The sequence below is a fragment of the Microbulbifer maximicatervae (SeqCode) genome (assembly GCF_056232625.1).
The window spans coordinates 546,235-569,757 of the sequence record NZ_CP174324.1 but is presented as its reverse complement, the minus strand read 5'-3'; the positions used below and the strand labels follow the sequence as shown (position 1 = coordinate 569,757).

At 45.4% G+C, this 23,523-nt stretch carries 21 protein-coding genes; 7 read left to right on the top strand and 14 right to left on the bottom strand.

Going from position 1 to position 23,523, the window contains the following annotated elements:
• Positions 1-111 precede the first annotated feature (111 nt).
• From ACJJI6_RS02560 to ACJJI6_RS02545, 4 genes are read left to right on the top strand one after another with little or no spacing between them, the layout of a single operon-like run.
• Entirely contained in the window at positions 112-657 is a 546-nt protein-coding gene (locus tag ACJJI6_RS02560) for a DUF4381 domain-containing protein (RefSeq protein WP_475712425.1), read from the top strand.
• On the top strand, positions 650-1,690 hold the full coding sequence (locus ACJJI6_RS02555; RefSeq protein ID WP_444897709.1) for a vWA domain-containing protein: 1,041 nt from the start codon (positions 650-652) through the stop codon (positions 1,688-1,690). The genes ACJJI6_RS02560 and ACJJI6_RS02555 overlap by 8 nt, the downstream gene beginning before the upstream one ends.
• 2 nt (positions 1,691-1,692) lie before the next feature.
• A complete protein-coding gene (locus ACJJI6_RS02550; RefSeq protein ID WP_475713434.1) occupies positions 1,693-3,576 on the top strand; it encodes a VWA domain-containing protein in 1,884 nt (627 codons plus the stop codon).
• Positions 3,570-5,339 carry a BatD family protein gene (locus ACJJI6_RS02545; protein ID WP_475712424.1) on the top strand — a complete coding sequence of 590 codons (1,770 nt, stop codon included), beginning with the start codon at positions 3,570-3,572 and terminating at the stop codon, positions 5,337-5,339. Before ACJJI6_RS02550 ends, ACJJI6_RS02545 begins: the two co-directional genes overlap by 7 nt.
• A gap of 38 nt (positions 5,340-5,377) precedes the next feature.
• Here the strand turns inward: ACJJI6_RS02545 and ACJJI6_RS02540 are convergent, their stop codons facing one another.
• The 6 genes from ACJJI6_RS02540 to ACJJI6_RS02515 all read right to left on the bottom strand — a co-directional run bounded on the left by ACJJI6_RS02540 (position 5,378) and on the right by ACJJI6_RS02515 (position 11,751).
• On the bottom strand, positions 5,378-6,148 hold the full coding sequence (locus ACJJI6_RS02540; RefSeq protein ID WP_444897711.1) for a glycosyltransferase family 2 protein: 771 nt from the start codon (positions 6,146-6,148) through the stop codon (positions 5,378-5,380).
• 81 nt (positions 6,149-6,229) lie between these two features.
• Complete coding sequence (locus tag ACJJI6_RS02535; RefSeq protein WP_475712423.1) at positions 6,230-7,186, bottom strand: GDP-L-fucose synthase family protein; 957 nt, start codon at positions 7,184-7,186, stop codon at positions 6,230-6,232.
• A gap of 3 nt (positions 7,187-7,189) precedes the next feature.
• Positions 7,190-8,305, bottom strand: coding sequence for a GDP-mannose 4,6-dehydratase (gene gmd / locus ACJJI6_RS02530; RefSeq protein ID WP_475712422.1), 1,116 nt, complete (start codon positions 8,303-8,305; stop codon positions 7,190-7,192).
• A 77-nt stretch (positions 8,306-8,382) separates the two neighbouring features.
• On the bottom strand, positions 8,383-9,252 hold the full coding sequence (locus ACJJI6_RS02525; protein WP_475712421.1) for a glycosyltransferase family 2 protein: 870 nt from the start codon (positions 9,250-9,252) through the stop codon (positions 8,383-8,385).
• Positions 9,253-9,611: 359 nt separating this feature from the next.
• Complete coding sequence (locus ACJJI6_RS02520) at positions 9,612-10,703, bottom strand: glycosyltransferase family 4 protein (protein WP_475712420.1); 1,092 nt, start codon at positions 10,701-10,703, stop codon at positions 9,612-9,614.
• Positions 10,696-11,751, bottom strand: coding sequence for a glycosyltransferase (locus tag ACJJI6_RS02515; protein ID WP_475712419.1), 1,056 nt, complete (start codon positions 11,749-11,751; stop codon positions 10,696-10,698). The genes ACJJI6_RS02520 and ACJJI6_RS02515 overlap by 8 nt, the downstream gene beginning before the upstream one ends.
• A gap of 274 nt (positions 11,752-12,025) precedes the next feature.
• On the opposite strand from ACJJI6_RS02515, the gene ACJJI6_RS02510 reads away from it, so the two are divergent.
• The 3 genes from ACJJI6_RS02510 (at position 12,026) to ACJJI6_RS02500 (ending at position 14,662) form a co-directional block, all read left to right on the top strand.
• A complete protein-coding gene (locus tag ACJJI6_RS02510) occupies positions 12,026-12,733 on the top strand; it encodes an ABC transporter permease (RefSeq protein ID WP_475712418.1) in 708 nt (235 codons plus the stop codon).
• A complete protein-coding gene (locus ACJJI6_RS02505) occupies positions 12,730-13,428 on the top strand; it encodes an ABC transporter ATP-binding protein (RefSeq protein WP_475712417.1) in 699 nt (232 codons plus the stop codon). Before ACJJI6_RS02510 ends, ACJJI6_RS02505 begins: the two co-directional genes overlap by 4 nt.
• A gap of 253 nt (positions 13,429-13,681) precedes the next feature.
• On the top strand, positions 13,682-14,662 hold the full coding sequence (locus ACJJI6_RS02500; RefSeq protein WP_475712416.1) for a hypothetical protein: 981 nt from the start codon (positions 13,682-13,684) through the stop codon (positions 14,660-14,662).
• Positions 14,663-14,830: 168 nt separating this feature from the next.
• On the opposite strand, the gene ACJJI6_RS02495 is transcribed toward ACJJI6_RS02500, so the two are convergent.
• The 8 genes from ACJJI6_RS02495 to ACJJI6_RS02460 all read right to left on the bottom strand — a co-directional run bounded on the left by ACJJI6_RS02495 (position 14,831) and on the right by ACJJI6_RS02460 (position 23,473).
• On the bottom strand, positions 14,831-15,778 hold the full coding sequence (locus ACJJI6_RS02495; RefSeq protein WP_475712415.1) for a hypothetical protein: 948 nt from the start codon (positions 15,776-15,778) through the stop codon (positions 14,831-14,833).
• Between the two features lie 114 nt (positions 15,779-15,892).
• A complete protein-coding gene (locus ACJJI6_RS02490) occupies positions 15,893-16,651 on the bottom strand; it encodes a hypothetical protein (protein ID WP_475712414.1) in 759 nt (252 codons plus the stop codon).
• An 83-nt stretch (positions 16,652-16,734) separates the two neighbouring features.
• On the bottom strand, positions 16,735-17,244 hold the full coding sequence (locus ACJJI6_RS02485) for a glycosyltransferase (protein WP_475712413.1): 510 nt from the start codon (positions 17,242-17,244) through the stop codon (positions 16,735-16,737).
• 501 nt (positions 17,245-17,745) lie between these two features.
• Positions 17,746-18,768 (bottom strand): glycosyltransferase family 2 protein, encoded by a 1,023-nt coding sequence (locus ACJJI6_RS02480; RefSeq protein ID WP_475712412.1) that lies wholly within the window; start codon positions 18,766-18,768, stop codon positions 17,746-17,748.
• Positions 18,707-21,169: a CDP-glycerol glycerophosphotransferase family protein gene (locus ACJJI6_RS02475; protein WP_475712411.1), complete on the bottom strand. Its 2,463-nt coding sequence runs from the start codon at positions 21,167-21,169 to the stop codon at positions 18,707-18,709. The genes ACJJI6_RS02480 and ACJJI6_RS02475 overlap by 62 nt, the downstream gene beginning before the upstream one ends.
• Positions 21,170-21,219: 50 nt before the next feature.
• A complete protein-coding gene (locus ACJJI6_RS02470) occupies positions 21,220-21,627 on the bottom strand; it encodes an FAD synthase family protein (RefSeq protein WP_475712410.1) in 408 nt (135 codons plus the stop codon).
• Positions 21,628-21,879: 252 nt separating this feature from the next.
• Positions 21,880-22,551 (bottom strand): hypothetical protein, encoded by a 672-nt coding sequence (locus tag ACJJI6_RS02465; RefSeq protein WP_475712409.1) that lies wholly within the window; start codon positions 22,549-22,551, stop codon positions 21,880-21,882.
• Between the two features lie 49 nt (positions 22,552-22,600).
• Complete coding sequence (locus ACJJI6_RS02460) at positions 22,601-23,473, bottom strand: NAD(+) kinase (protein WP_475712408.1); 873 nt, start codon at positions 23,471-23,473, stop codon at positions 22,601-22,603.
• Between the last annotated feature and the right edge of the window lie 50 nt (positions 23,474-23,523).

Here is a 23,523-nt window from a genome sequence, read left to right as displayed (position 1 = left end):
GCAGAAAAAGCTAGTCGCCAGTGTTTTGGCGAACCAAGGAGCGAAGGCAAAACGCACTGGCAATTTAATTGAGGGCCAGTCGTGATAAAAGGAAGTCTTCTGGCAAAACAAATGCAATCCCCAACACCGCAAGCGCCTTCGCCCGAGGCCCAGGAACTGTTATCGCAACTCCGCGATATACAAGAGCCCAATGCGGTTAATTGGTGGCCACCCGCTCCAGGCTGGTGGATGTTGGCCGTATTAATTCTTGTCTGTGTGGCCGCCGCTGCTCTATGGTGGCGGCAGCGGCGCAAAAAAATTGAACGCAATCGCTATCGTGTCGAAGCAGCTTCACTGCTCGCTGCAGTAAATACTGAGGAGGCGGATGCAGTACCAGAAATTAATGAAATACTTAAGCGAGTGGCAATTACAACCTATAGCCGTACAGAGTGCGGCAATCTTATCGGCACAGCATGGGTCGAATTCCTGAAAAAGTCAGCCCCACTCGAGTGCCCCTCTGATGCGCAACAAGCACTCATTGAAAACCTCTATCGCGGCAGCTGTGCCCCAGACAAAAACCGAGCGCTACAGGAATATGCCATTTTATGGGTGAAGCAGCACGGACAACCCACCAACAATAGCCCACAACACCAGGGAGGGGAGGCCGCGCATGTTTGAATTCGCCTGGCCATGGGTTTTCTTTTTAGCCCCACTCCCGCTGCTCGCCCGCTGGCTGCTACCCCGCTCCAAACCCATGAGCAGTGCCCTGAAGGTGCCATTTTATTCGGAGCTATCCCAACGCGGCGGCGGTGAACAAAGCAATCTGCTCAATCTCTTTTTGCTGATTCTGATCTGGCTGCTTTTAATCAGCGCCGCAGCCCGTCCCCGGTGGTATGGGGAGCCGATATCTCAACCCAGCAGCGCAAGGGATCTCCTTATTGCCGTAGATATTTCAGGCAGCATGGAAACGCCCGATATGGTGATTAATGGGCGACCGGCGATGCGTATCAATGCAGTAAAACAAGTGGTTGGTGACTTTGTTGAACGGCGCAAAGGTGACCGTTTGGGGCTGGTACTGTTTGGTACTCGCGCCTACCTGCAAGCCCCACTTACCTACGACAGAGAGACGGTAGAAACTCTACTAAAAGAGGCCCAGATCGGCTTTGCTGGACAGGGAACTGCCATCGGCGATGCCATTGGGCTATCGGTCAAACGCCTGACCCAACGCCCCGCAGAGCAACGCGTGCTGATACTCCTCACCGATGGCGCCAACACTGCGGGGGAAGTCTCCCCGCTCAAAGCTGCCGAACTGGCACAGCAAGCGGGCATTACGGTTTACACCATCGGTGTAGGTGCCGACGAAATGGTTCAACCCGGCCTTCTGGGGAGCCGTTTTGGCAGCCGCAGAATTAACCCTTCGCGAGACCTCGACAGCAAGACACTCAAGGAAATCGCCGACAAAACCGGTGGCCGCTATTTCCGCGCCCACAACCCGCAAGAGCTGGCAGAAATCTATGCCGAACTGGATAAGTTAGAGCCTGTCGAACAGGAAGCGGAAAGTTACCGTCCCATGAAGTCCCTGTTCACCTGGCCCCTTAGTATCGCCCTACTACTGGCTGGAATTTGGGCCCTGATTCCCCTGGCGAGCAATTTTCAGCTCCCTGCCAGACGAGAAGAGGTAAGTCGTAACAATGGAGGTCAAGCCCAGTGAATATGCTCGACCTAATCCAATCCTTCCACTTCCTGCGCCCTGGGGTTCTGTGGCTGCTAATTCCCGCAGCACTACTCTGCTGGGGGTTGGCAAAGATGGTGCTCAACAGCGCTCAACTGCAAAAGGTCATAGACCCAGATCTGCTGCCTCACCTTCTACTGCGCGGTGGCAGTAAAAGACCCTGGTTATTCGCATTAATATTTGCGCTGCTGGTCGCGATGATTATCGCTCTGGCGGGCCCTGCCTGGCGCAAGCTGCCAACCCCGGTGTACAGCAACCAGGATGCCCTGGTCATACTGCTAGACTTGTCACCGTCCATGATGGCGACAGATCTCTCACCCAATCGACTAACCCGCGCCCGCCTTAAAATTTTGGATATTTTGCGCCAGAGAAAAGACGGCCTCACCGCACTCGTCGCCTATGCCGGAGAAGCCCATGTCGTCACCCCTCTTACCGAGGACACGGCTACTATCGCCAATCTGGTACCCGCGTTGTCGCCCTCAATCATGCCAGTCCCCGGCAGCAATATCGAAATGGCCGTCGATACCGGGATTCGCCTGTTAAAGGACGGAGCTGCCGGGCGCGGGCAATTACTTGCCGTTACCGACGGCATAGACTCAATGGCCGCCGATGAGGTCGCCAAAGCTCTGTCCAACGCAAAAGTTGAGATGAGCATACTCGCCGTGGGCAGCGGCGAGGGCAGCCCCATCCCTAGGGGAAATACCGGTGGATTTGTGACCGATAGTAAAGGGGCCATCGTCATCTCCAATTTCAATGCCGCTGAGCTTCGCCAGCTCGCCCAGTCCAGCGGAGGGCGTTTTGCCAAAATTACGGTAAATGACAGCGATATCGACTATTTACTGCCTCAAACTAACAGCCCGCAACAAGCGCAGCTCACTGAAAGGGAGTTCGACCAATGGCGGGATGAAGGGCCGCTATTACTCCTTTTAATACTACCTTTTGCAGCCCTACTCTTCCGTCGGGGAGCTCTGGCATGCGCCCTGCCCTTACTGTTGCTAACTGGGATTTCAAGTGAAAGCCAGGCTATTGAGTGGCAGGATTTATGGCAACGCAAAGACCAGCAGGGCCAGCGCCTATTAGAAGAGGGACAGCCGGCAGAGGCCGCGCAAGAATTTCATAATCCCGAATGGAAAGGCACTGCCAACTATCGCGCAGGCAACTACGCAGAGGCTCAGGAAAATTTCGCCCAAAGTAATAATTCACAGAGCTTGTACAATCTTGGCAACAGCCTGGTGCAACAGGGGGACTACGATAAAGCTATCGAGGCTTACGATGAAGCCCTGCAAAAGCAGCCCGAGTTTGCCGATGCCGAGCACAATCGAGAAATTGCTGAAAAGCTGAAAGAGCTGCAAGAAAAACAGCAGCAATCCCAACAGCAGTCCGGTGAACAGCAGCAAAGCGAGCAGGAACAGAACCAGCAGGGCCAGCAGCAGAGCCAGGAACAACAGCAAAACCAAGAGCAGCAAGCTGAGAACAACGAACAGCAGTCCAGCGAGCAGCAACAACAAGGCAATAATCAACAGCCCTCTGGTTCACCAGAGTCCTCTGAGCAACAGCCCCAAGGTGAGGAGCAGAAGGGCTCCCAAGAAAAGAGCCAGGAAGAGCAGGAGAGCGAACAACAACAGCAAGGTGAACAACAGGGTGAAGAACAACCGCCGCAAGGGGAATCGCAACCTACTGGCGCTGAAGAAAGCCCACTCGACCAGGAAACCCAGCAAGCCCTGGACCAATGGCTCCGTCAAATTCCCGATGATCCAGCCGGCCTGATGCGCGAGAAATTCAAATACGAGAGCCTGCAAAGGCGCCGCGCCTATCGCAGCGGAGAATGGGAGCCACCGGAAAATGGGGCGACACAAAGATGGTAAAGAACAGTAGAACAATGTCGCTGGATTCAAGGACACTGATTTCAAAACAGCCTATGGACGCAATCATTAACAACCGAATAAAACTTTGGAGCCTCCCACTCAGCCATGCCTTCGCTTTGCTACTTCTTGCAATAGCACTTTGTCTGTCGACACCGGTTTTAGCAAGCGATCTCAGCGCAACGGTCGATAGAGATAAGATTGGAATTGATGAGACAGTCAATTTACGTGTGCGCTATTCAGGAGACAAAAGTGGTGGACAACCGGACTTTGACTTGTTGGAACAGGATTTCGATATTCTCTCACGCCAACAGTCCAACCAGTATCGCGTTATCAATGGCCGTGCAGAGAGTTTTGTCGAGTGGGTACTGGCGCTAGCCCCCAAACGGGAAGGCAAACTGTTTATCCCCTCTTTTAACTATCAAGGAGAGGTTTCCGATGCGGTTCCCGTCACGGTCACCGAGGCGCAAAGTGGACCTAACGGCGGTGAAAAGCAGGCTTTTCTGGAAGTAACACTCGACAAGGAAAAGGTCTATGTCCAAGAGCAACTGCTGGTAAAAATTCGCCTGTACACCACTATCGGCTTACACGATATCGCAACAGAGCCTCTCAAGGTTGCCGGCGCTCATGCAGAAAAAGTCGATGAGCAGCGATATGAGCGCAAGCTCAATGATGTGAGCCATGCGGTTTACGAAGTTACCTACGCCGTTTTCCCTGATAGCTCAGGCAAGCTCAGCATCCCCGCACTAACCTACGTGGCCATCGCTGGGCGCAGGGACCCCTTCTCCCTATTTAATCGCAACAGCCAAAGGCTTCGACTTCGCTCCCAAGAGAAGTCTATCGAAGTGCTGCCAAAACCCGCTGACTACTCTGGCAGCCAATGGCTGCCCGCTGCCAGTCTCGGCATTGTTCAAAGCTGGAGCCAGGACCCGGACACCTTTGCCGTAGGCGAACCTATTACCCGAATTCTTACCGTACGTGCCGAAGGGCTCAGGGCCGCACAGTTGCCCCCACTTCCCAAACTCAACGTGGATGGCCTTAAAACTTACCCCGATCAACCGCAACAAGAAGACCAGGTTGGGCCCAACGGCGTTACCGGAAGCCGTATTGAGACAACCGCGATTGTGGCTACACAACCCGGGGACTACGAGCTTCCTCCCGTCACTGTGACCTGGTGGGATACAAAAAGCCAACGACAACGCACCACTCAACTACCGGCATTCCGCTTCTCAGTTTCCGGTACCGCTGCTGCAGTAACCAGCGACAATGAAACCAGTGCTAAAGTACCTCAGTCAGCTACACCCACCGAACAAGTCGGTACGGTGAGCCATTTTTGGCGCAACCTGGCTATTATCGCGATTGCCTCTCACTTACTGTGGGTGCTGTACTTTTTCTTTCAGAGGCGCAAACCCGCCCAGCAAATACCGAGCAACCACACCCAGGCTCCCGATTTACAACGTGAAACCCGTACCCTTAAAAAAGCTCTGGAGAGTGAGAACCCCATCCATATCCAGCAAGCCACTTTAAAGTGGCTTGCTGCAAAGTGGCCGCAAGTAAATGGGAAGAGCTTGGCTGAGACCGCGAGTCAACTGCACATCCCCGAGCTGGATCAGCTCCAAGCAGTTCTGGACGCCGCTATTTACAAGTCACCGGCTAGCCCTTTGGACATCGATAAGGTGAAAGCAATAGTCGACTTATTACTGAACGCGAAACCTGAAAGTGAACCCAGTGAAACGGATAGCGCCCTGCCCTCACTGTTCTCTTAGCAGGAGTCACTTCAAATCAAACAGGGAAAGGTTGGCCTTCACCGCCTATGGGTAAGGCCAATTCCTGTGTATTCGAGTAATTTAAGAGGTACTTTAAATAGAATCAGGAAAAAGTTTGTGTAGATGTGATTTTCTTTGCAAGCCCTAACAATTTCCAGGTTTTGATGAATCCGCCCCCAAACGCCCTGGGAACTAACACCCCCTTCACGCATTTTCACAATACATTTTGGCAAGCGCCTGAAGCTGATTTTATCCCGATGAAGAAAGCGAGCTAGCAATTCAAAATCTGCCGCAACACGGTAGTTGGTTTTATATAAACCTAGCTTTTTGTAACAGTCTCGCCGTACAAAAAATGTAGGATGGGGTGGCATCCAGCCCCAGCGAAATTTAGACACCCTAAATTTACTGGAGCCATAAAAACGCACTCTTTGGCTTAAGTTATTGCGAGCCACAATCTCCAGGTCTGCATAGACAGATTGGGCTCCCGAAACTAAAAATTCATTAACAACATTTGAAATTACACGACTATCAGAATAGACATCATCAGAGTTAATTGTGCCGACTATATCGCCAGACGCCAGGCATATGCCTTTATTCATAGCATCATAAATACCTGAGTCTTTTTCAGACACAACTGCCGCGACTTGGTCTTTAAACTCAGATATTATCTCTAGCGTGCCATCAGTAGAGCCACCATCAATAATTATATGCTCAATATTTGCATAATCTTGAGCCAACACGGATAGTATTGTGTCGCGAATGGTGTCAGCACTATTTAGACAAACTGTTATCAGGCTTATTTTTATCACAAAAAGTCTCAAGTTGTCGTTTCGTGAAAAGTAAAACCTCTCTTGAGAACTTTAGTATAAATTACAATATCTGACATTCGATCAACGTAAAATACTTCTATACCAGTCGTATGTTTTCTTTAACCCTACCCCCAAGGAAGTCTGGGAATCCCACCCCAACTTCGATAGCTTTGAGGTGTCTAGCAACTTCCGCGGCACACCATCAGGCATTGACCTGTCAAATGTAATATTTCCCTCAAACCCAGTGATCTCGGCGATTAAATAAGCCAGCTCCTTAACTGTGCAATCCACCCCAGTACCCACATTTAGGTGGGAGCACATAGGCTCTGTCACGGATCGATATACTCGATCTTCCAAACCCATTACAAACACCAACGCATCAACCATATCCTCTACATACAGAAATTCTCGTCGAACATCACCACTCCCCCAAACCCTGACATTCTGCACCCCTTCATTTTTGGCCTTATGGAAACGATGTATTAATGCAGGGATAACGTGTGAATTTGCAGAGTCAAAGTTGTCATGTGGACCATAAAGGTTTGTCGGCATAACACTGCGATAGTTACGTCCATACTGCCTTGAGTACGACTCGCACAACTTAATTCCGGCAATCTTGGCAATAGCGTAAGGCTCGTTAGTCGGCTCCAACCTGCCACCAAGCAAGTCCTGCTCCCGTATCGGTTGGGGGGAATTCCTTGGATAAATACAAGACGACCCAATAAACAGCAAATTTTGGATATCAGCCTTGTGCGCCTCATGAATTACATTGCACTGAATCATCAGATTCTGGTAAATAAAATCAGCTGGGAGCTTGCTATTCGCCAATATGCCCCCCACCTTTGCCGCAGCCAAATAAACAGTATCAATCGATTCCGAATTAAAAAAATCAGAAACAGCATTAGTATCTTTCAAGTCCAGCGAATCTCGAGGGCAAGTAATGACCTTACAGTTTTTTACCGGTCTCAGCCTCTGAATTAATGCCGAACCAACCATGCCCCGATGACCTGCGACAAAAACTCTCTGGGAGTATTTCACTAACTACTCCTCAAAAATAGGCTCAGTGCGATAACCATTCCCAGCCAACAACAAATTCCGCTTCGCTTCCCTCAAATCATACTTAACCATCTCCCCAACTAAATCTTTCAAGGTTGTTTTAGGTGCCCACCCCAGCTCTTGCCGAGCCAATGAGGCGTCACCTACTAGTGACACCACCTCTGTCGGGCGAAGATAACGAGAGTCCACTTTAACAATTACATCTCCACACTTAACTGCTGGAGCATCTTCTCCCACAATTGAAGCAACAACACCTACCTCTTTCTGCCCCTCTCCATGAAACTCTATCCCTATCCCTAACTCTTGAGCACAATTACGAACAAAATCCCGAACGGAGTATTGCAGCCCTGTAGAGATGATAAAATCCTTAGGACTTTCTTGCTGCAACATCAACCATTGCATTTCAACATAGTCTCTAGCATGGCCCCAGTCCCTCAATGCATTCAGCTCCCCTAAATACAAGCAACGCTCTAAACCTTGGGCAACATTTGCCAAACCTCGGGTTATTTTTCGGGTAACAAAAGTTTCACCACGCCGTGATGACTCGTGATTAAATAAGATCCCATTGCAAGCATATAAGCCATAGGCCTCACGGAAATTGACCACAGTCCAATAAGCAAACAATTTTGCAATTGAGTATGGAGAGCGAGGGTAAAAAGGAGTGTTTTCATTCTGAGGGGAAGCTTTGGCAGCACCGTAAAGCTCCGATGTTGAGGCTTGGTAAAACCTGGTTTTATCCAGCCCCAGAAGACGCATCCCCTCAAGTATTCTGAGGGTTCCAAGCCCGTTCACATTTGCAGTATATTCAGGGCATTCAAAACTGACCGCAACATGTGACTGAGCACCCAAATTATAGATTTCATCAGGCCGCACCTCCTGAAGAATTCGGGTCAAATTGCTCGTATCGGTAAGGTCTCCATAGTGAAGAAAAAACCTTCTACTATCATCTTGCGGCCCTTGGTACAAGTGATCTATGCGGCTCGTATTAAATGAAGAGGACCTTCTTTTAACTCCATGAACCTCGTACCCTTTCGCCAATAGAAATTCAGCTAAATAAGAGCCATCCTGGCCTGTTACACCGGTTATTAATGCTTTTTTCATGTCTCAGCCTGTTAGAATTATTGGTATACAAGCGCACCACCTTTCCACATCCAATACCGTCCAAACATTTACAAAGATCAATGTCGCTCAGGTTTCGCCCCTAACATCAAGCGAGCCATCTCCCGTATTTCAACCCCCCACAACCTTATCTGAACGAAAGTTGCCAACAATCTATAACCAATATAAATTTCCCTTTTCCGCCAAAAAAATACGACCGACCTTACCGGCGGAAGAAGGGTATATAGGATCAGCTTAAACCTCCCTGCCCCTTGAGAGAGGAAAAACTGCCCTCCCTTTATCCGCCTTGCTTTTGTCGCTACAGATTGCCAGGAGCATCTAACTCGATGATGGACAAAAGCAGATTTCAGAAATAAGACTTGGTACCCTCTTACCCTCAACCTTCTGCAAAACTCAAAATCACCACTCGAAAAGGAATTCTCACTAAAGCCGCCAAACTTCAGGAACAAAAACCGATCAACTACCATATTTGCTGTAGCCGCAACTCCTGCAGATACGTAAACTTCTTGTGGTATCCCTCTCATAAAGTCATAGACTTCATAGATATTGGAAAATCCATATTGCTTTTGACTTCGCACATCACCGGCAAATAACTTTACACTCCCTCCCCAACACCCAACCGCCCTATCAATTCCGGCTATCCACTTTGAATCCGGCAGGCAATCAGCATCCGTAAATATAAGCCAATCTCCTTCAGCTATCTCTGCCCCTCTGTTTCTTGCCGCATAGGATCCAGGCTTTTTGCACTTTCCTCTCTTAACCTGGAAGCTCCCTCCCCCTAAAAAGGATGGAGAATTCCCGTCGTTTGATATCAGTACAAGCTCAAAAAGGTCTTTTGAAATGACCTGAGACTCCAAGCAACAAATCAGCTCCTCAATGAAGTGCCACTGCTGATAGACCGGAACAATCACGGAAAATTTAGCCCGCATAGCAGCACCAATTGCAGATATTGTTAGACATTTGAATCATCACGCACTGACTAAACGATTAGCACAACACTTGGAATTAGCAACCTACAACATTGGCCAACAAACAGGATGGGCGGGGATTTCAACAACTGGATCAGGAGAGAGATAGATGGGAATTTCGACAGCAGCCAGGGCAGTTAGAACCTGACAACCTTAAGGGAAGACCGAAACAATCAATGAGAAAATAAATTTGGATAAGACTTAAAGCCCCACACACTTGAAACCGCAGAACACAAACATACTTCAGGGAATCGCAAGAGACCTGCCCGAAAAGAGAATGACGTAGAAGCTAGCGCTATAAAAAGATGAACCAAAGCCTGCTATCCGTAGATAGCAGCCTCCTCCAACACCTTCAAGGTGGCTTCCGCTGCTTGATCCCAAGAAAACTCATCTGCCCTATCGCATGCAGATTCCTGAAGACTATGGACCAAATCCAAATCTGAATGCAGCTGATGGATACCATTAGCCATGCTAGAAACCGAAAGAGGGTCGACTAAAATAGCTCCATCTCCAGCCACCTCCCGCATAGCTCCAGTATTAGAGGTCAAAACCGGCGTGTTCTGCGAAAATGCCTCAACAATAGGCAGTCCAAACCCCTCATAAATCGAAGGGATTAGTAAAGCTCTGGCATTATGATACAAGCCACTTAACTCGTGATCAGGCACATAACCCCGCACCTTTACCATTTCTCCTAAACCCAACCCCTCAATAACTTCACTTAATCGAGGCAGCCCCCAGCCTTGCCCACCGCAAATATAAAGCGGCAATGCTCCTTGAGTAGCCATATCTAAGTAAGCTCGATATGCGGCCAGCAGGCGCTCCAAATTTTTCCGGGGCTCCAGGGTACCGACGAAAAGGAAATACTCCCCATCAATGCGGTCGTCAGTATTTTCCAAGAAAGGTGCTTCAGGAATAACAACGGTCTTACCCACAGACTTTGGCATTAGTTCTGTGAGCTCATCGGCAGTAAATGCTGATACCGCAATAACCGCTTGCGCCGAACTCACAGACCGGGGCATCAACCCCCGTTCGAGATATTTACCAAATACAGACATAGTTTCAGGAAAGCGCGCCCAAACCACGTCGTGAATCGTCACAACCCGGCTTATCGAAGACGGCATCATCAGTGGTAAATGATGCCTAGGGGACCAGAATACCTGCAAGTCATCATGCTTAGCCCAAGATGGGAAGCGGGCTTGAGCAAAAAGAGTACCCAATGATTTACGCCCAACCTTCCCTGTCCGTACAACCACATTAGCTGCCTCACAGAACCTCTCAGGGAGCGGCGCATCACTATAAAGGAACCATTCATGCCCACTTTTTACCATACGCTCAATGAGGGCTTCCGTATAACGGCCAATACCTGTAGTGACAACTGACAATGGCCTGGCATCAACACCAATCCTAAGCACAGGAGCTCCGGTCGGAGTCAATCACCTCACCACCATCAGCCCCCAGAACTTCCCGATAAAGTTCTTGATACGATTCTCGCATCTTCTCGCCTGTGAACAGGGTTTCATAACGCTGGCGGGCTGCAGCCCCCATTATCTTAGCTCTTTCAGGGTTGGAGCTGAGGTCATTCATAGCCGCCCGGAGCGCGGAGCTATCTGCGGGAGGTATCACGTAGCCAGTTACACCATTCTCATTTACAAAGCTTGTACCGGTGCCTATCTCACAACTTATTAGCGGCTTACCGGCCATAAGCCCTTCAACCAAGGTGACTCCAAAGGCTTCAGAACGCAGATGAGAAGGAAAAACTACAGCACCACACAGTCTATACAATGCGGTCTTTTCTTCATCGGACACAAACCCCAGAAATTCAACGTTATTCAGGCCTAGCTTAGAAACAAGAGCCCGCATGCGCCCCTCTTCCGGTCCCGCCCCCGCAATCAATATGCGGCAGCCAGCCCCCTCAGCTGCGCGTACCAGGTATTCAAGGCCTTTATAGTAACGAAGAACACCAACAAAAAGCATGAAACCCTGGCCATACGTGCCCTCAATACGCTTCAAGTCGTCTTCACGCGGGGGCGGCAAGGTATCCTCATCAACCCCCAAGGGAATCACAGAGACCTTATGCTTCCAGCGCTGTAAAACAGGGCTTGTTGCCACATACCGCTCTGAAGTGGCTACGATACGATCCGCTTTGGCAAAGAAACGATTCATAAGAGGGGTATAAAGCTTAAGCAGCCACTTCTGTCTCACCACATCTGAATGGTAAGTCACGACTAAAGGGCGCCGCTTGCCTGCAAACAGATAGGCAAGATCACCAAAAGGCCAAGGAAAGTGCAAGTGCAACACTTTCGCTTTGCTACGCCATACATCCAGTAGCAAACCAGGTCCAAAACACATTGACTTGAAAGAAAACCAGCGGCGACTTGCCCGAACTTGCAAGCCCGGCTCAATCTCATAGGAACCAGGCCTGGAAGAGAGTGCTAACACCTCACCTCCCGATCTCGCCATCTGAAATATGGCCTGTTCCAGTCCCCCCTGGGTTTCAGGGAGGAATGTCCTATAACAGTGAGCTGCACTTACTTTTTGTACCAAAACATATGGCCTTTACAAATTCAACGTACTAGTCTACAGCATGTAAGCTGTTGTTTCTAAAGCTGTTACTGTATATTTGCCGCTACAGTGCATTTATAATGCCATACCTACTTGTAACAGTTACACCTGGATGCTTAAGAATTACTTCAATATTGTTTGGCTCAGAGGCGTTAACGCTTTGAAGGCGGACATGGAAAATACCTACTTGGGAACTATCTGGTGGGTAATGGAGCCGCTTCTCCTCACAGGGCTACTCTATTTCGCATTCTCATCTGGGTTTCGCGGCGGCGAAGCAGGGACCGGTTTTCTTGTATTTCTTCTCTGTGGCATGCTGCCGTTTAAGTGGTTTGCATCTAGCATTAGCGGTAGTGCCGAATCGATACTCAACAATAAAGGTATACTTGGCCAATTTTATCTGCCCAAGTGGATTTTCCCCTGCTCAATTAACCTATCAATGCTTTTAAGATTCCTGTGCGTCTTGCCAATATTGGGCGGAGTGCTTTGGCTGTCAGGGCTCCCCCCAACGATAGCATGGGTAGGGCTTATACCTATTATTTTTTGTCAGTTGGTCATTAACCTTGGGGTCAGCATGCTTGCTGCTGCCACAATTCCACTGATACCAGACCTCAAACACTTGGTACCCTTGGGCATTACTGGAGTGCTATTCACTTCAGGTATATTTTTTGACATCAATAGCCGCCCCCCAGATGTTCAGGAGCTGCTTATGCTAAACCCATTTGCTGAAGTACTTAATAACTACAGAATGATTTTACTTGAAGGCGAAATACCATCCTTCGGTGATCTCATGTATCCATTTCTTTTTGGTAGCTTATCTTTACTTTTAGCGCTCACTCTAATCAAGGCTCTTGATAAAACATATCCAAGGGTTTTGCTATGAGCTCACCCATATTAACCTTCTGCAAAGTAGGCTTGGCTTACCGGGGTAGAGTAAGCCTGTTTTCAAAGCGCAAATGGGTACTAAAAGATGTTTCATTTGACTTATTTCCTGGTGAGACTCTTGGAGTTATTGGGCGTAATGGCGCTGGCAAATCGACTCTGCTCAAACTATTAGCCGATATCATTGCCCCTAATTCGGGTAAAATTATCCGCTCCCCACGCATTAACTCCCAATTATTATCTTTAGGGCTAGGGTTCAATAAAAATTTAAGCGGCGCTGATAATGCGCTTATGGCCCTGGTAACTCAGGGAAGCAGCATTCGGCAGGCCAAAAAGCTAATCCCAAATATCAAAGAGTTTTCGGGGCTTGGCGAGGTGATCAGAGAGCCTGTCGGCACTTTTTCTGCTGGCCAAAAAGCGCGCCTCGGCTTTGCAACAGCCATTCATGCTACACCCGATATTCTCCTTCTAGACGAGATCCTTGGGGTTGGCGATAAAGAGTTCAAGAGAAAGTCAGCGAAAGCGCTGAAAGCTAAGGTCCAGTCAAACCAGACCGTGGTATTGGTTTCCCATTCTACTCAAACCTTAAACAACCTATGTGATCGAGTGTTATGGATTGAAAATGGTAAGGTTAAAATAATTGGGAACACACAAGAAGTCCTTAAAGCTTATGAGTCAGAAGTAATACCCGCGTAAGAGTGCGACTGTATTTTCTTCTTCAACATTTATCTAAAAAGCAAACTACATTAAACAGCACTCCCCTTATGAATTAAGACTCTCGAATGCTGTAGTGTAGATTAGGGCTCAAGTAAAGATTAACTACAGGGATTGAATCAGCCCAGCCTATAATTAGCGACTATGCCAAAATTAAGATCAGTTACAGCTTAAATCAACAAATTAGGAAGCACTGATAAGCACTTGCCCCTTCCGCAGGCCCCAGCTAAAACTCATGAAAATTCATATACATATCGGCTCAGACAAGGCTGGCTCTACAGCGATCCAATCTACCCTAAGCCAAAATCGTAAAGCTCTGCTCGAACACGGAGTCTGTTACCCAAGGCTTAAGGGAAAGCATATTAACCACGAGATTTTAGCGAAGGAGGTTCAGTGTGGCGAGAAGGGGCCTGGCTGGCAAGAGCTAAATAGTCTTCTCAGTAAGAGGCCTGCCCATATAATTCTTAGCTCTGAAGCATTCTGCATGCTCAACCAGGCAGAAATATTAAGGTTTCACGGCTGGCTAAATCATAAAAATACCCAAATACTAGCTTATATTCGTAGTGCGGACCAGTATTTAGAATCCGGGGTGCTTCAGCGCCTAAAGAGTGCCCAGTCATATAATTCATTCAAGAAGCAATATAGACTCGCTATCTATACGCCCGCATTATTAGATCGAAGTGTCTTTTCGGCGGCTTTAAAGGCCCGGTTCCTTACCAAGTGGAATGCGGTATTCCCCTCATCAGTAGTCACTCGCCCCTACGAAAGCTCACAATGGAATGAGCAGAGTATCATTAAAGATCTCTTAAGCAACTTCGATTTACCCAAGGAGGTCCGTGAACTCCCCTTCCTCACAAATAGAAAAAATATAACGCCAAGCATGGCAGGAATATATGCTTTATCAATATTAAGTAGAAATCAACTACCTGGTTTAAGGCATTCTTTATCAGACAGCCTAGAATCTATTTCCGGAGGACAAAAAAGCGGCCCTATACTAAGCAGGAACAAGAGAGCAATTACAAGATACCTATCCAAACTCTACAACCACCTTGCTCTACGCACACTTGCACCAGTGATTTCAAATCCCCCTATAGCTTATTGCGAAAAACAACCCGGCATGACTAGTATTGTTAATGATGCAGAAAACATCATTGCTCAATTCTTATCTAAAATTAATAACAAAAACAAAAAATTGAAAGCTCAAATAAATAAATAGTAACCCTCGCACCAGGGAGAATCGCCTTTCAAACTCACACTTTTTGTCATTTTAGGGGGGGGAGAACTGCACTCCCCACCTAAACCATCAGGGATTAAAACCATCAAATGAAGTGGACTCAATGGTGAAATAAAAGAAAATTATACATCCAGCTTAAATGGCTGACACCTAGACAACAAACTTGACAAGCAAATTCCTAAGCCTGAATAGAAACTTTGCAAAGCGAAACCTATTACCTAGCTTGAACCCCAAAGGCTGATTAAATTCTTTGTACATCTCCATTTTTGAGGAGTAAGTTTCAGCCATCCTCCGCAACGCAGAACCTTTTTCTGCCATCAACGCCGAGTGACAAGAAACTAAAGGTAACTGACCAAAAGAATATCCACTAAAATGGAAGCATCTAATCATCGCATCACCAACAAAAAACACTTCCCCCTGACAGCTAACCTCATCAGTCTTGTCAACTCTCCAATGTCCCAGATTTAAGCCTGCATCATTAGATATTTTGACTCCATAAAAAAGTGTAGGCACGAGATCTAACCATTTCTGATCTGCATTCACATTTCTAAAATAATCTATTGAGCAATCTGTGTTTACGCAATTTATCCAATAATCGCAAAAAGCTCGCCCCACCGCCCCCGCTTTCACGACAAAGAGACCAGCATTATATGTACCTGATTTCATCAATGTAGCCCACTCAGAGGCATCTCTCTGGTTGTCAGGCGTAAGGTGAGGGGTTAGCAATACACTCCAACTACCCTCCATAAACTCAAGATTATTATCAAAGAAATATATGTCTGAATCCGCGTAAAGCAGCGAGACATCTCTGTCACCATTTAATTTCAACATATAATGGAGGGCATGCACTTTCAAATGACAACACCGTTCAGTCAAAGAAAGAAGTTCATATTTCCCTTGATACTCCCCGCCTTCCCCAATCACTTCACGGGAAGAAACAAATTCTATTCTGGGGTCCAGTTCAAACCTACAACCAGACATATCACCAATATAAAATACGTAAAACTTTGAAAAGCTAGCCTCTTTCAAAGAATCAAACAGCGCCAAGGCACCGTTTATGCGATCTGTCGTACATACTGTAAATATTTGCTTATCCATTGAACCTTATACTTAAACCTAACGCAGCCAAAGAGAACTCAGCCTCACGCCCTAAAAGCCAAAATATTAACGCGGCCACAAAAAGTTAAAAATCAATCATTAAAACAATTGTACTTACTTGTTATTTAGTAGCACGCCATCAAAATAACCTAGACTCGCCTGCCAGCGTTCCATCATTCTATGATCAGAAAAAATTAAACAATTTAAAAATGGCATACATTCAATTAGACAGTTTTCAAGATATAAATCTGGCAATTTATCGTGGGTATCACCGTTTTCTGGAAAATAGACAGCCACCTCTGAAAAATACCGCAAAGTTCGGACTCTATTCCTCAGAAGCCGCCAACACAATAAAGAGCTAACCAATAAAATTCTCTCTGGCCCAAGCTGAATGAGTAAACGCTCAACCAAACAACTTAAATCAGTAAGATTTAAGTTTAGACTTCCAACACTAACCACATCAAAAGAAGAGCAAAGAGAATTAAGGGGGTAGCTTTTCTTCTCCCCTACCAGTACAAACAAGGCCTTACCACTTTCTATGCTCAGCCCCTCACTTTTGAAATATTTTGATGCAAAATCTAGCGCGGCCTCTAAATTTTGCGATATGAATACATACGAGTAAGATTTTTTCCGCAATGACGACTTCAGGAGAAAATAATGGCGCCCAAGCTTTTTATCATCCAAGGGTAGGTTGATATGCTGTATAGAGGAAATATCCTTTTTATCCCTCCAAACATTCTCATCAATCTCCCTAGATACGGATGTAAGGTCGACAACAGCCCACTCGGGTATATTTTTGGAGAGCCTTGCTCTAACAAGGCTATAGAGCCCCCTAATAAAACTGAAAAACCTCTTAATTAAATTGTTTAGCATATGTAAAGCTTAAAAATAATCAATAAAAATCCCAACTCCAGCTTGGGGGGGCTCACTACCATAAAGAATATACATGACCTGATTTAATCGAATATCTTAGACCGACCTATAGTAGCCCCGCCGTCCTCATGCGATTTACATAGCGATCCAAACACTTTTCTTCTCTCATATCTAACCGTTTTTGGGACCGAACGATGAATTTTTCCAAGAGACATAGTTTCAGCATTCCATTGCCAGTCTTCAAACCCCAAACCCGATTCAACTGCAACCGGCTGATAAGGGACTTCTTTAGCTAATGCTAAATTAGTTACCATGCAAGCATTCCAGGGATTTAACTTAAGGAGGGCCTCTTTCGCTACGCGATCCGCAATCTGATCAGGCTGACGCCACCATTGCTTCTCTTTGCCGAAAGTTATAATGATCTCAGGGTGGCAAATATACAGCTCGTTCGCCGCCGCTAACTCAACCGCTTGAGTTATCCAGTTTTCTGAAAAGTAATCATCCCCGTCAAATGTACCAACAAAATCACTTTCAGCAACTCCTATTAGATGATTACGAGATTCCCCCAAATCTCCTAGATTTACTTCTAGCACAGAATCATCTTCTCTGAGAAATGGGGAGGCCCGCAGCGTCCTTACCGTCAATTCATCAGCCTTGTCTGCCGAACACAAAATCCTGCACTTAATACCATGGTTTTCAGCGAATCGTCTGCACCGATCTATAGAAAGGAGGGTTTTATGCGCAAGAAGCCCCTCCCGGTGAAAGGTAACCAGTGCTGTAAAGCTAGTGAGAAAATTTCGCACAAATCACCATACTTAATATCTAACACGAAGTTGGGCAAACATGGAAATTATCTCCCCTGGCTTACAATCACAACCATTAATAATTAAGAGGGAAACTCATTTTCCCTTTATACTCGCATGGACGGCCCATACAGATTTTGCTACAACATGCACCTTACCCCCTGCTCAAAGCCAAAGACCAACAAGAGCAAGTGGCATAACTTACACTTTAATTAATTACATAGTTATCGGCTCGACTATCAACAGCAGTTAGAATAAAACTCAACTCTTAATTAATTTAAATCCTACTTGCTAATCTTCAAAAATTAACTTGTTACTTTTTTCCGACTTCAAGACCTTATAAATATCTTTAGCATCCTCATTTAAGAACAAGTTTAAAAGGTGTATGGTGTTTGGTCTAAAATAGTGATGCAGGTGTTGTGTACCTGCTGAGTATAAATCGACTGTACGAATCCCCTCATAACACCGTTTCGCCATATCTATAAACTTGATACACTGCTCTTCTCCGTATACGGGGAGCGCATCCATTATTGTCTTAAAGCGATGCTTTGAGCTCCTCATCATTGTATATAGAAAAGCGTCTGGGTGGTCTTTCAGGTTCTCTCTAACAAGAATAGGCCACGCAAGTTCGTCTTCAATTTTTTTAATAGACAACCCATACGTCATTGAATCGCCATTATCTCGGTAAAAATAAGTATAACTCGGGCAATAGGAAATTGACCCCGCTAGTGGCATTGCTTGACTGACAAAAACTTGATCTTCACCATACATAACCGGCTCATGAAACCATAAGTCATGCTTTAACAAAAATTTGACATCAAAAAGATAAATATATACGTTGCCCAAGTGCGGCCATAAGTTTGGCTCTTCTCCAAACTTCAAATGACTTTTATTTTCCATATGCCTAGCGAGCCACGGTTCCCTCCTTACTCCTTCAGCGGTTAAGCGTGCGGCATTACCACAAATAATGTCACTTCCAGTTTCAAGTGCTCGCCTCAATAATTTTTCAGTGGAGTCGTGCGGAATCACGTCATCACTGTCCACATGCCTCACGTAGTCCCCTGTTATATGCTTTAACCCAGTATTTCGAGCAGCAGGTAAACCCCTGTTTTCCTCGTGCTGGACAAGAGAAATTCTAGCATCTCTCTTCTGCCACTTTTTAACAACATCCACAGCTCTATCCGGAGAGCAATCATCAACTACTACAATTTCTAAATTTTTATATGTTTGATTAACTATTCCTTTTAAGCACTCATCCAAGAGACTCTCTGTATTGTACACTGGAACTACTATCGAAACTTTTGGATTTACCATGCCTCTTACCTGACAACTCGCCTATTAACCCAAGAACCCTTGAAGTAGAGTCCCCATCACAACAACCAACAAAATAGTCTCTAAATAACTCATACGCATATTGATCTACGACCCCTTCCCTGAGGAAATTTAACAACTTCAACTCATCAGGAGTTTCCATAACTGGACATGGAGCAAGCCCTCGGTAATCATATGAGAGCCCGCGATCAAGAGCATACAAATCTATATCTTCTGCATATAAGACTAACTTTTTGTTTGCCAGTACAGAATCAAATATTATTGAAGAGTAATCTGTGATGACCGCATCAGAAACAGCCAATAATTGCTCTATTGAATAGTCACGTGCATCAATAACCTTCTCGTCCACAAACTCAATATTATGGTGCCCATTGTAATCAAATATAGACGGATGCAGTTTAACCAGAAACACCTCATCTTCTTGCAGATGGGACGCCATCCTTAAAAAGTCCAACCTACAATCATACCAAACATCTGAGGGCCACCGCCCGCGAAATGTAGGTGCGAACAGGTACACTCTCTTTCCCTTTAAATTTTCATTCATCGAATAAAAATTATCCTTCATACTTTCAAGACTTGACGAACAAACAAGCCTATCGGTCTTAGGGACACCCACAGGAAGCACATCTTTAATGCTGACATTAAAGAATTTCGCATACTCCTTACGCATATCCTCTGAAGGAGAGGCGATTATATATTTAGAAGAAATTCTTTTATAAGAACGGTTATTTACAGATTTTACTGCCCCGCTAGCATGCCACAATTCAAGTCTATTTGCCCTTTGGTTAACTGTAGATTTTACTGCGCCACACGCAGAAACAATAACTTTCGCCCGGGCAATATTTAGCTCTTTAATAAAAGGATACGGTATATTCTCATAAAAGCACTCGCTTTCAAAAAAATCACCAAAAGTAGTTCTCATATCCTGAAAACCAGGCACATCAATAAAGACTACGCCTCGAGAGGGCAGCATTCCCCCTATTTTTCGGAGCAACCAGTTTCTGAAAATCACTTTCCTTAACGCTACTTTCTTGACAGACTCGCGAAAGTTAATTAAAGATTTTAAAAGAAACTTCCCCAATCGCAACGGTTTAGTGATGCGCCATGAGTATGACCGCTCAACTTCATTAATGTAGCGCTGCGCTTTCCTCCAATCTCTCAAATTATTCTTTGAAGGCAGCCTCTTCTGATAGGAGTAATTACTTGTTAGCTCATCCAACTCAAAGTCAAGCTGTTGCTGAAGGTTATAGTTAGATATCGAGTCAAGTTTAGAGCCATATGATTTGGACTGCTGTACAACTCCTTCAATCATATTCTCCCACTGATCAAATACTCTATTCCTGTCATATTTTTTCGCATCTTGCAGAGCATTTTTAGATAGTGACTCCAAATACTCCCCATCCTTCATGAGAGTTTCAAGCGCGATGGAAAGCGCTGATGAAGTACGATTTTGTACTAACAATCCATCTACACCATGATGGATCATCTCCTGCACTGCCGTGCAATCCTGAAAACCTATAGCCGGGACGCCTAGTGCTTTCGACTCAATCAAAGTTAAGGGACACCCTTCAAAAACTGACGGGATGCAAAAAATTTTTGATCTTCCAATAACCTCTTCAGGATTTTCCGTAAACCCTTTCAGCTTCACATGCTGATGAAGCCCCTTTTGAGAAATAATTTTTCTGTAACTCTCTTTGTCAGGACCATCGCCATATATATGCAACTCCCAACCATTAAGTTTATCTTTCAATATAGAGAATGCATGAATAAGTACGCTCAGACTTTTTGAAGACTCTTCTAATCTCCCAATAGATACAACTATTTTCTCTCTACTGTTAAAGCTAGGAAGATCGCCAACCAACATAGGCACTGAGTTTGGAATTACTGATAGCTTGCCTTTCAAAAAATCCGGCAAATCATCTGCAAATTTATGATTCAACAAATGAATTCTATCTGCAGCGTGCAGGGTCATTAGCCTTGTGCGAGCCCTTTCCTCTTTACCCCTCCCAAATGTCCACCACTGATCGACGTAATGTTTTGGGTCATTATGCTCTGAAAGGATCAAAGGGATCCCTGTCCCACGGAGAGCCGCTAAAAAAATAGTTACAATGGAGTTACTAAACATTGGAATAACTACATCAGGGCTTTCAGCCAGCAATATAGAGCGCAATTTTTCTATGTTGCTATTACTATAATTTTTATTGATTAAGTGTAACCTAATTCGTTCGTCTAAATTAAGATACTCCGTCTTAAACTCGCCTTGAACAGTTATATAAACTATCTCATGGCCTCTTAACACCATTTCATTGCAAATTTCTACAGCAACCTTATCAATACCTGTCATTTGCATTTTTAGGCTAAGGCTAAATACACATATTTTCATAGTGATTATCTAAACTCGATTACCAATAAAGCAGGTGTATTTATATCAAATCAACTGAAGTCAAGGGCCACTTGCTTGATTATTTTTGATGTCGATATCCCTTCAGTTCTAGAAAAATACTGGACCTTGCAGATATTTGAATAGCAATCAAACTTACCTTCCCAGTCATTTCCCATAACTAAAATATCTGCATCGTACTGCCTAATATACTGCCCCTTCAACTCCAAGGACTCCTCCAGAAAGACCTCATCAACGCAGTGAAGTGACTCAACAATTTTCATTCTGTCATCTTGATTGTAAATTGGCGGACGCCCCTTCTTACTAATATTTAGGGCGTCAGAGGAAACGCCTACAACCAGGTATGCTCCCAACTCCTTTGCTCTCTCTAAAATATTTACATGCCCAATGTGGAACACATCAAAAGTTCCAAATGTAATAACTCTCTTTAAAACTTCCATAACTGCTGCCTGCTATTAATTTTCACGTATAAAGTTGATCTATTTGCAGAAAACATCATAAACTCATGATACAACCTTTCTTACGACCGGGCCTTCGTTACGCCTTACAGCCTAGAGAGCTACCATCAAAATACCGTTGAAAACTCAACAATCGCCGGCTACATTTCACGTACTTACTAACAAGTGGCTGATATTCATCATCTACCTTTCACTGTAAAACACCATCTCACCAGCCCGCTTAAACTCTAAAACTTAATAACTGTGCCGAACCTTTAAAAGATTTTCCACTTTGTCTTCATGGAAGTCTTCACCTAAAAAATCAAATATACCTTTAACTTCTCTACGGGAAACAACTCCCTCATGGCTGACCAGCAAGCAATCGTCATATTTGTCTGCCAACAGATTGAATCTTTCCTCAGCATTACCAAGCTTTTTCCTGACAGTACTTTCATTATAATTTTTCCACCAACTGGACTTGACTACATCCGCCAGATCTCTCGTGTTAAAAATAAATGCCGGCTTGTCGAAGACTGATCTTAGAAACTTTAAATAACTTTCAAGCTCCTCAACCTGATCAGGCTCGATGTATCTTATTTCTTTAAATCCTACAACTTTAGCTCTCTTTTTAAAAAGACCCTTGTCACGATTTAACTGCTCTAAAATAGTTTTTCTTGTTGATTTTAAATACGTCTCAAGGTCTACCTTGCTAGCTCCATACCAAGGAGATGTAGGCGATTCTGAGCGTGAATCGCCAAACTCTTTTTCCGTTTTTTTTAGTGAGCAAAATGCTTTATATAAATGCCAGACGAAACTAAAATTCTCACCTCTTATTAAATATCCATCTATAGAGTTCAGAATACCCAAAAGCAAAGTGGAACCGCTGCGCCCATAAGTAATTACAAATACATTGCTATATTTCGGCATATAAATCACAACCTAGAAAAATAGGATAAATTTAAGGTAGAGAGCATGCTTATGCACCACCAGCCCAGCCAAGTTTGGAACGACATATTCCATAAAAATTATGTTCCAGGGGGTGTATGAGCGTTAAGCGATGCGGCTTTTTATGAATTCGAATTCGATCGCCCGGCTTTGTGATTACTTGGTCATGGCCGTCACAAGTAACATATGGCTTAGTTATATTTTGCTCGCCAATAATGAGCTCAAACTCACTGCTGCCCTCCACTACAATCGGACGGCTACTAAGGGTATGCGGATTCAGGGGCACTAAAACAATCGCATCTAACTTTGGATGCATTATTGGCCCCCCCCCAGAAAGGGCGTAGGCTGTCGAACCTGTTGGTGTCGATATGATGAGCCCGTCTGATCGCTGCGTATACACAAATTGACCGTCGATAAATAAGTCAAACTCAATCATTCGAATAAATTCGCCAGGGTGAAGCACCACATCATTCAGAGCAGAGCCTTTGGCAACCAAACTACCATTTCTTGAAACCGACATATCGAGCAGGAAACGGCTTTCGGCCATATATTTTCCAGCTAAAACTTCACCAACTTTTTGCTCAACCTCGTCAGGAGTTATATCGGTAAGAAATCCCAGGCGGCCGCGATTTATACCAAGTAGAGGCACGCTGAACTTAGCTAAAGCTCGAGCAGCAGAGAGCAAACTTCCATCGCCACCAACAACGATGACTAAATCACAGAGTTCACCCAACTTATCTCTTGGGGAGATGCGTGCACTGTGTCTCACTGCGGTTGACGTCTCCTCCTCCAATACGATGGAATAACCCTCCTTCTCTAGGAAAGCCATCAGACGAGTAAGTGACATTACAGCGCTACTGCTTTCAGTGCGTCCGATCAGTCCAATATTTTGAAATTCTGACAATGCTCGCCCTCTGAGTTCCCACGCCGGGACCCTATAATCCGCAGCCAACC

What these genes read in the sequence shown, in the direction of transcription:
- ACJJI6_RS02480 (WP_475712412.1), bottom strand. Translation starts at nt 18,768, where the DNA reads ATGGTAAATCCAAAAGTTTCGATAGTAGTTCCAGTGTACAATACAGAG.
- ACJJI6_RS02555 (WP_444897709.1), top strand. Translation starts at nt 650, where the DNA reads ATGTTTGAATTCGCCTGGCCATGGGTTTTCTTTTTAGCCCCACTCCCG.
- ACJJI6_RS02505 (WP_475712417.1), top strand. Translation starts at nt 12,730, where the DNA reads ATGAGCTCACCCATATTAACCTTCTGCAAAGTAGGCTTGGCTTACCGG.
- ACJJI6_RS02495 (WP_475712415.1), bottom strand. Translation starts at nt 15,778, where the DNA reads ATGGATAAGCAAATATTTACAGTATGTACGACAGATCGCATAAACGGT.
- gmd (WP_475712422.1), bottom strand. Translation starts at nt 8,305, where the DNA reads ATGAAAAAAGCATTAATAACCGGTGTAACAGGCCAGGATGGCTCTTAT.
- ACJJI6_RS02510 (WP_475712418.1), top strand. Translation starts at nt 12,026, where the DNA reads ATGGAAAATACCTACTTGGGAACTATCTGGTGGGTAATGGAGCCGCTT.
- ACJJI6_RS02475 (WP_475712411.1), bottom strand. Translation starts at nt 21,169, where the DNA reads ATGAAAATATGTGTATTTAGCCTTAGCCTAAAAATGCAAATGACAGGT.
- ACJJI6_RS02500 (WP_475712416.1), top strand. Translation starts at nt 13,682, where the DNA reads ATGAAAATTCATATACATATCGGCTCAGACAAGGCTGGCTCTACAGCG.
- ACJJI6_RS02560 (WP_475712425.1), top strand. Translation starts at nt 112, where the DNA reads ATGCAATCCCCAACACCGCAAGCGCCTTCGCCCGAGGCCCAGGAACTG.
- ACJJI6_RS02545 (WP_475712424.1), top strand. Translation starts at nt 3,570, where the DNA reads ATGGTAAAGAACAGTAGAACAATGTCGCTGGATTCAAGGACACTGATT.
- ACJJI6_RS02465 (WP_475712409.1), bottom strand. Translation starts at nt 22,551, where the DNA reads ATGCCGAAATATAGCAATGTATTTGTAATTACTTATGGGCGCAGCGGT.
- ACJJI6_RS02490 (WP_475712414.1), bottom strand. Translation starts at nt 16,651, where the DNA reads ATGCTAAACAATTTAATTAAGAGGTTTTTCAGTTTTATTAGGGGGCTC.
- ACJJI6_RS02515 (WP_475712419.1), bottom strand. Translation starts at nt 11,751, where the DNA reads ATGGCGAGATCGGGAGGTGAGGTGTTAGCACTCTCTTCCAGGCCTGGT.
- ACJJI6_RS02470 (WP_475712410.1), bottom strand. Translation starts at nt 21,627, where the DNA reads ATGGAAGTTTTAAAGAGAGTTATTACATTTGGAACTTTTGATGTGTTC.
- ACJJI6_RS02550 (WP_475713434.1), top strand. Translation starts at nt 1,693, where the DNA reads ATGCTCGACCTAATCCAATCCTTCCACTTCCTGCGCCCTGGGGTTCTG.
- ACJJI6_RS02525 (WP_475712421.1), bottom strand. Translation starts at nt 9,252, where the DNA reads ATGCGGGCTAAATTTTCCGTGATTGTTCCGGTCTATCAGCAGTGGCAC.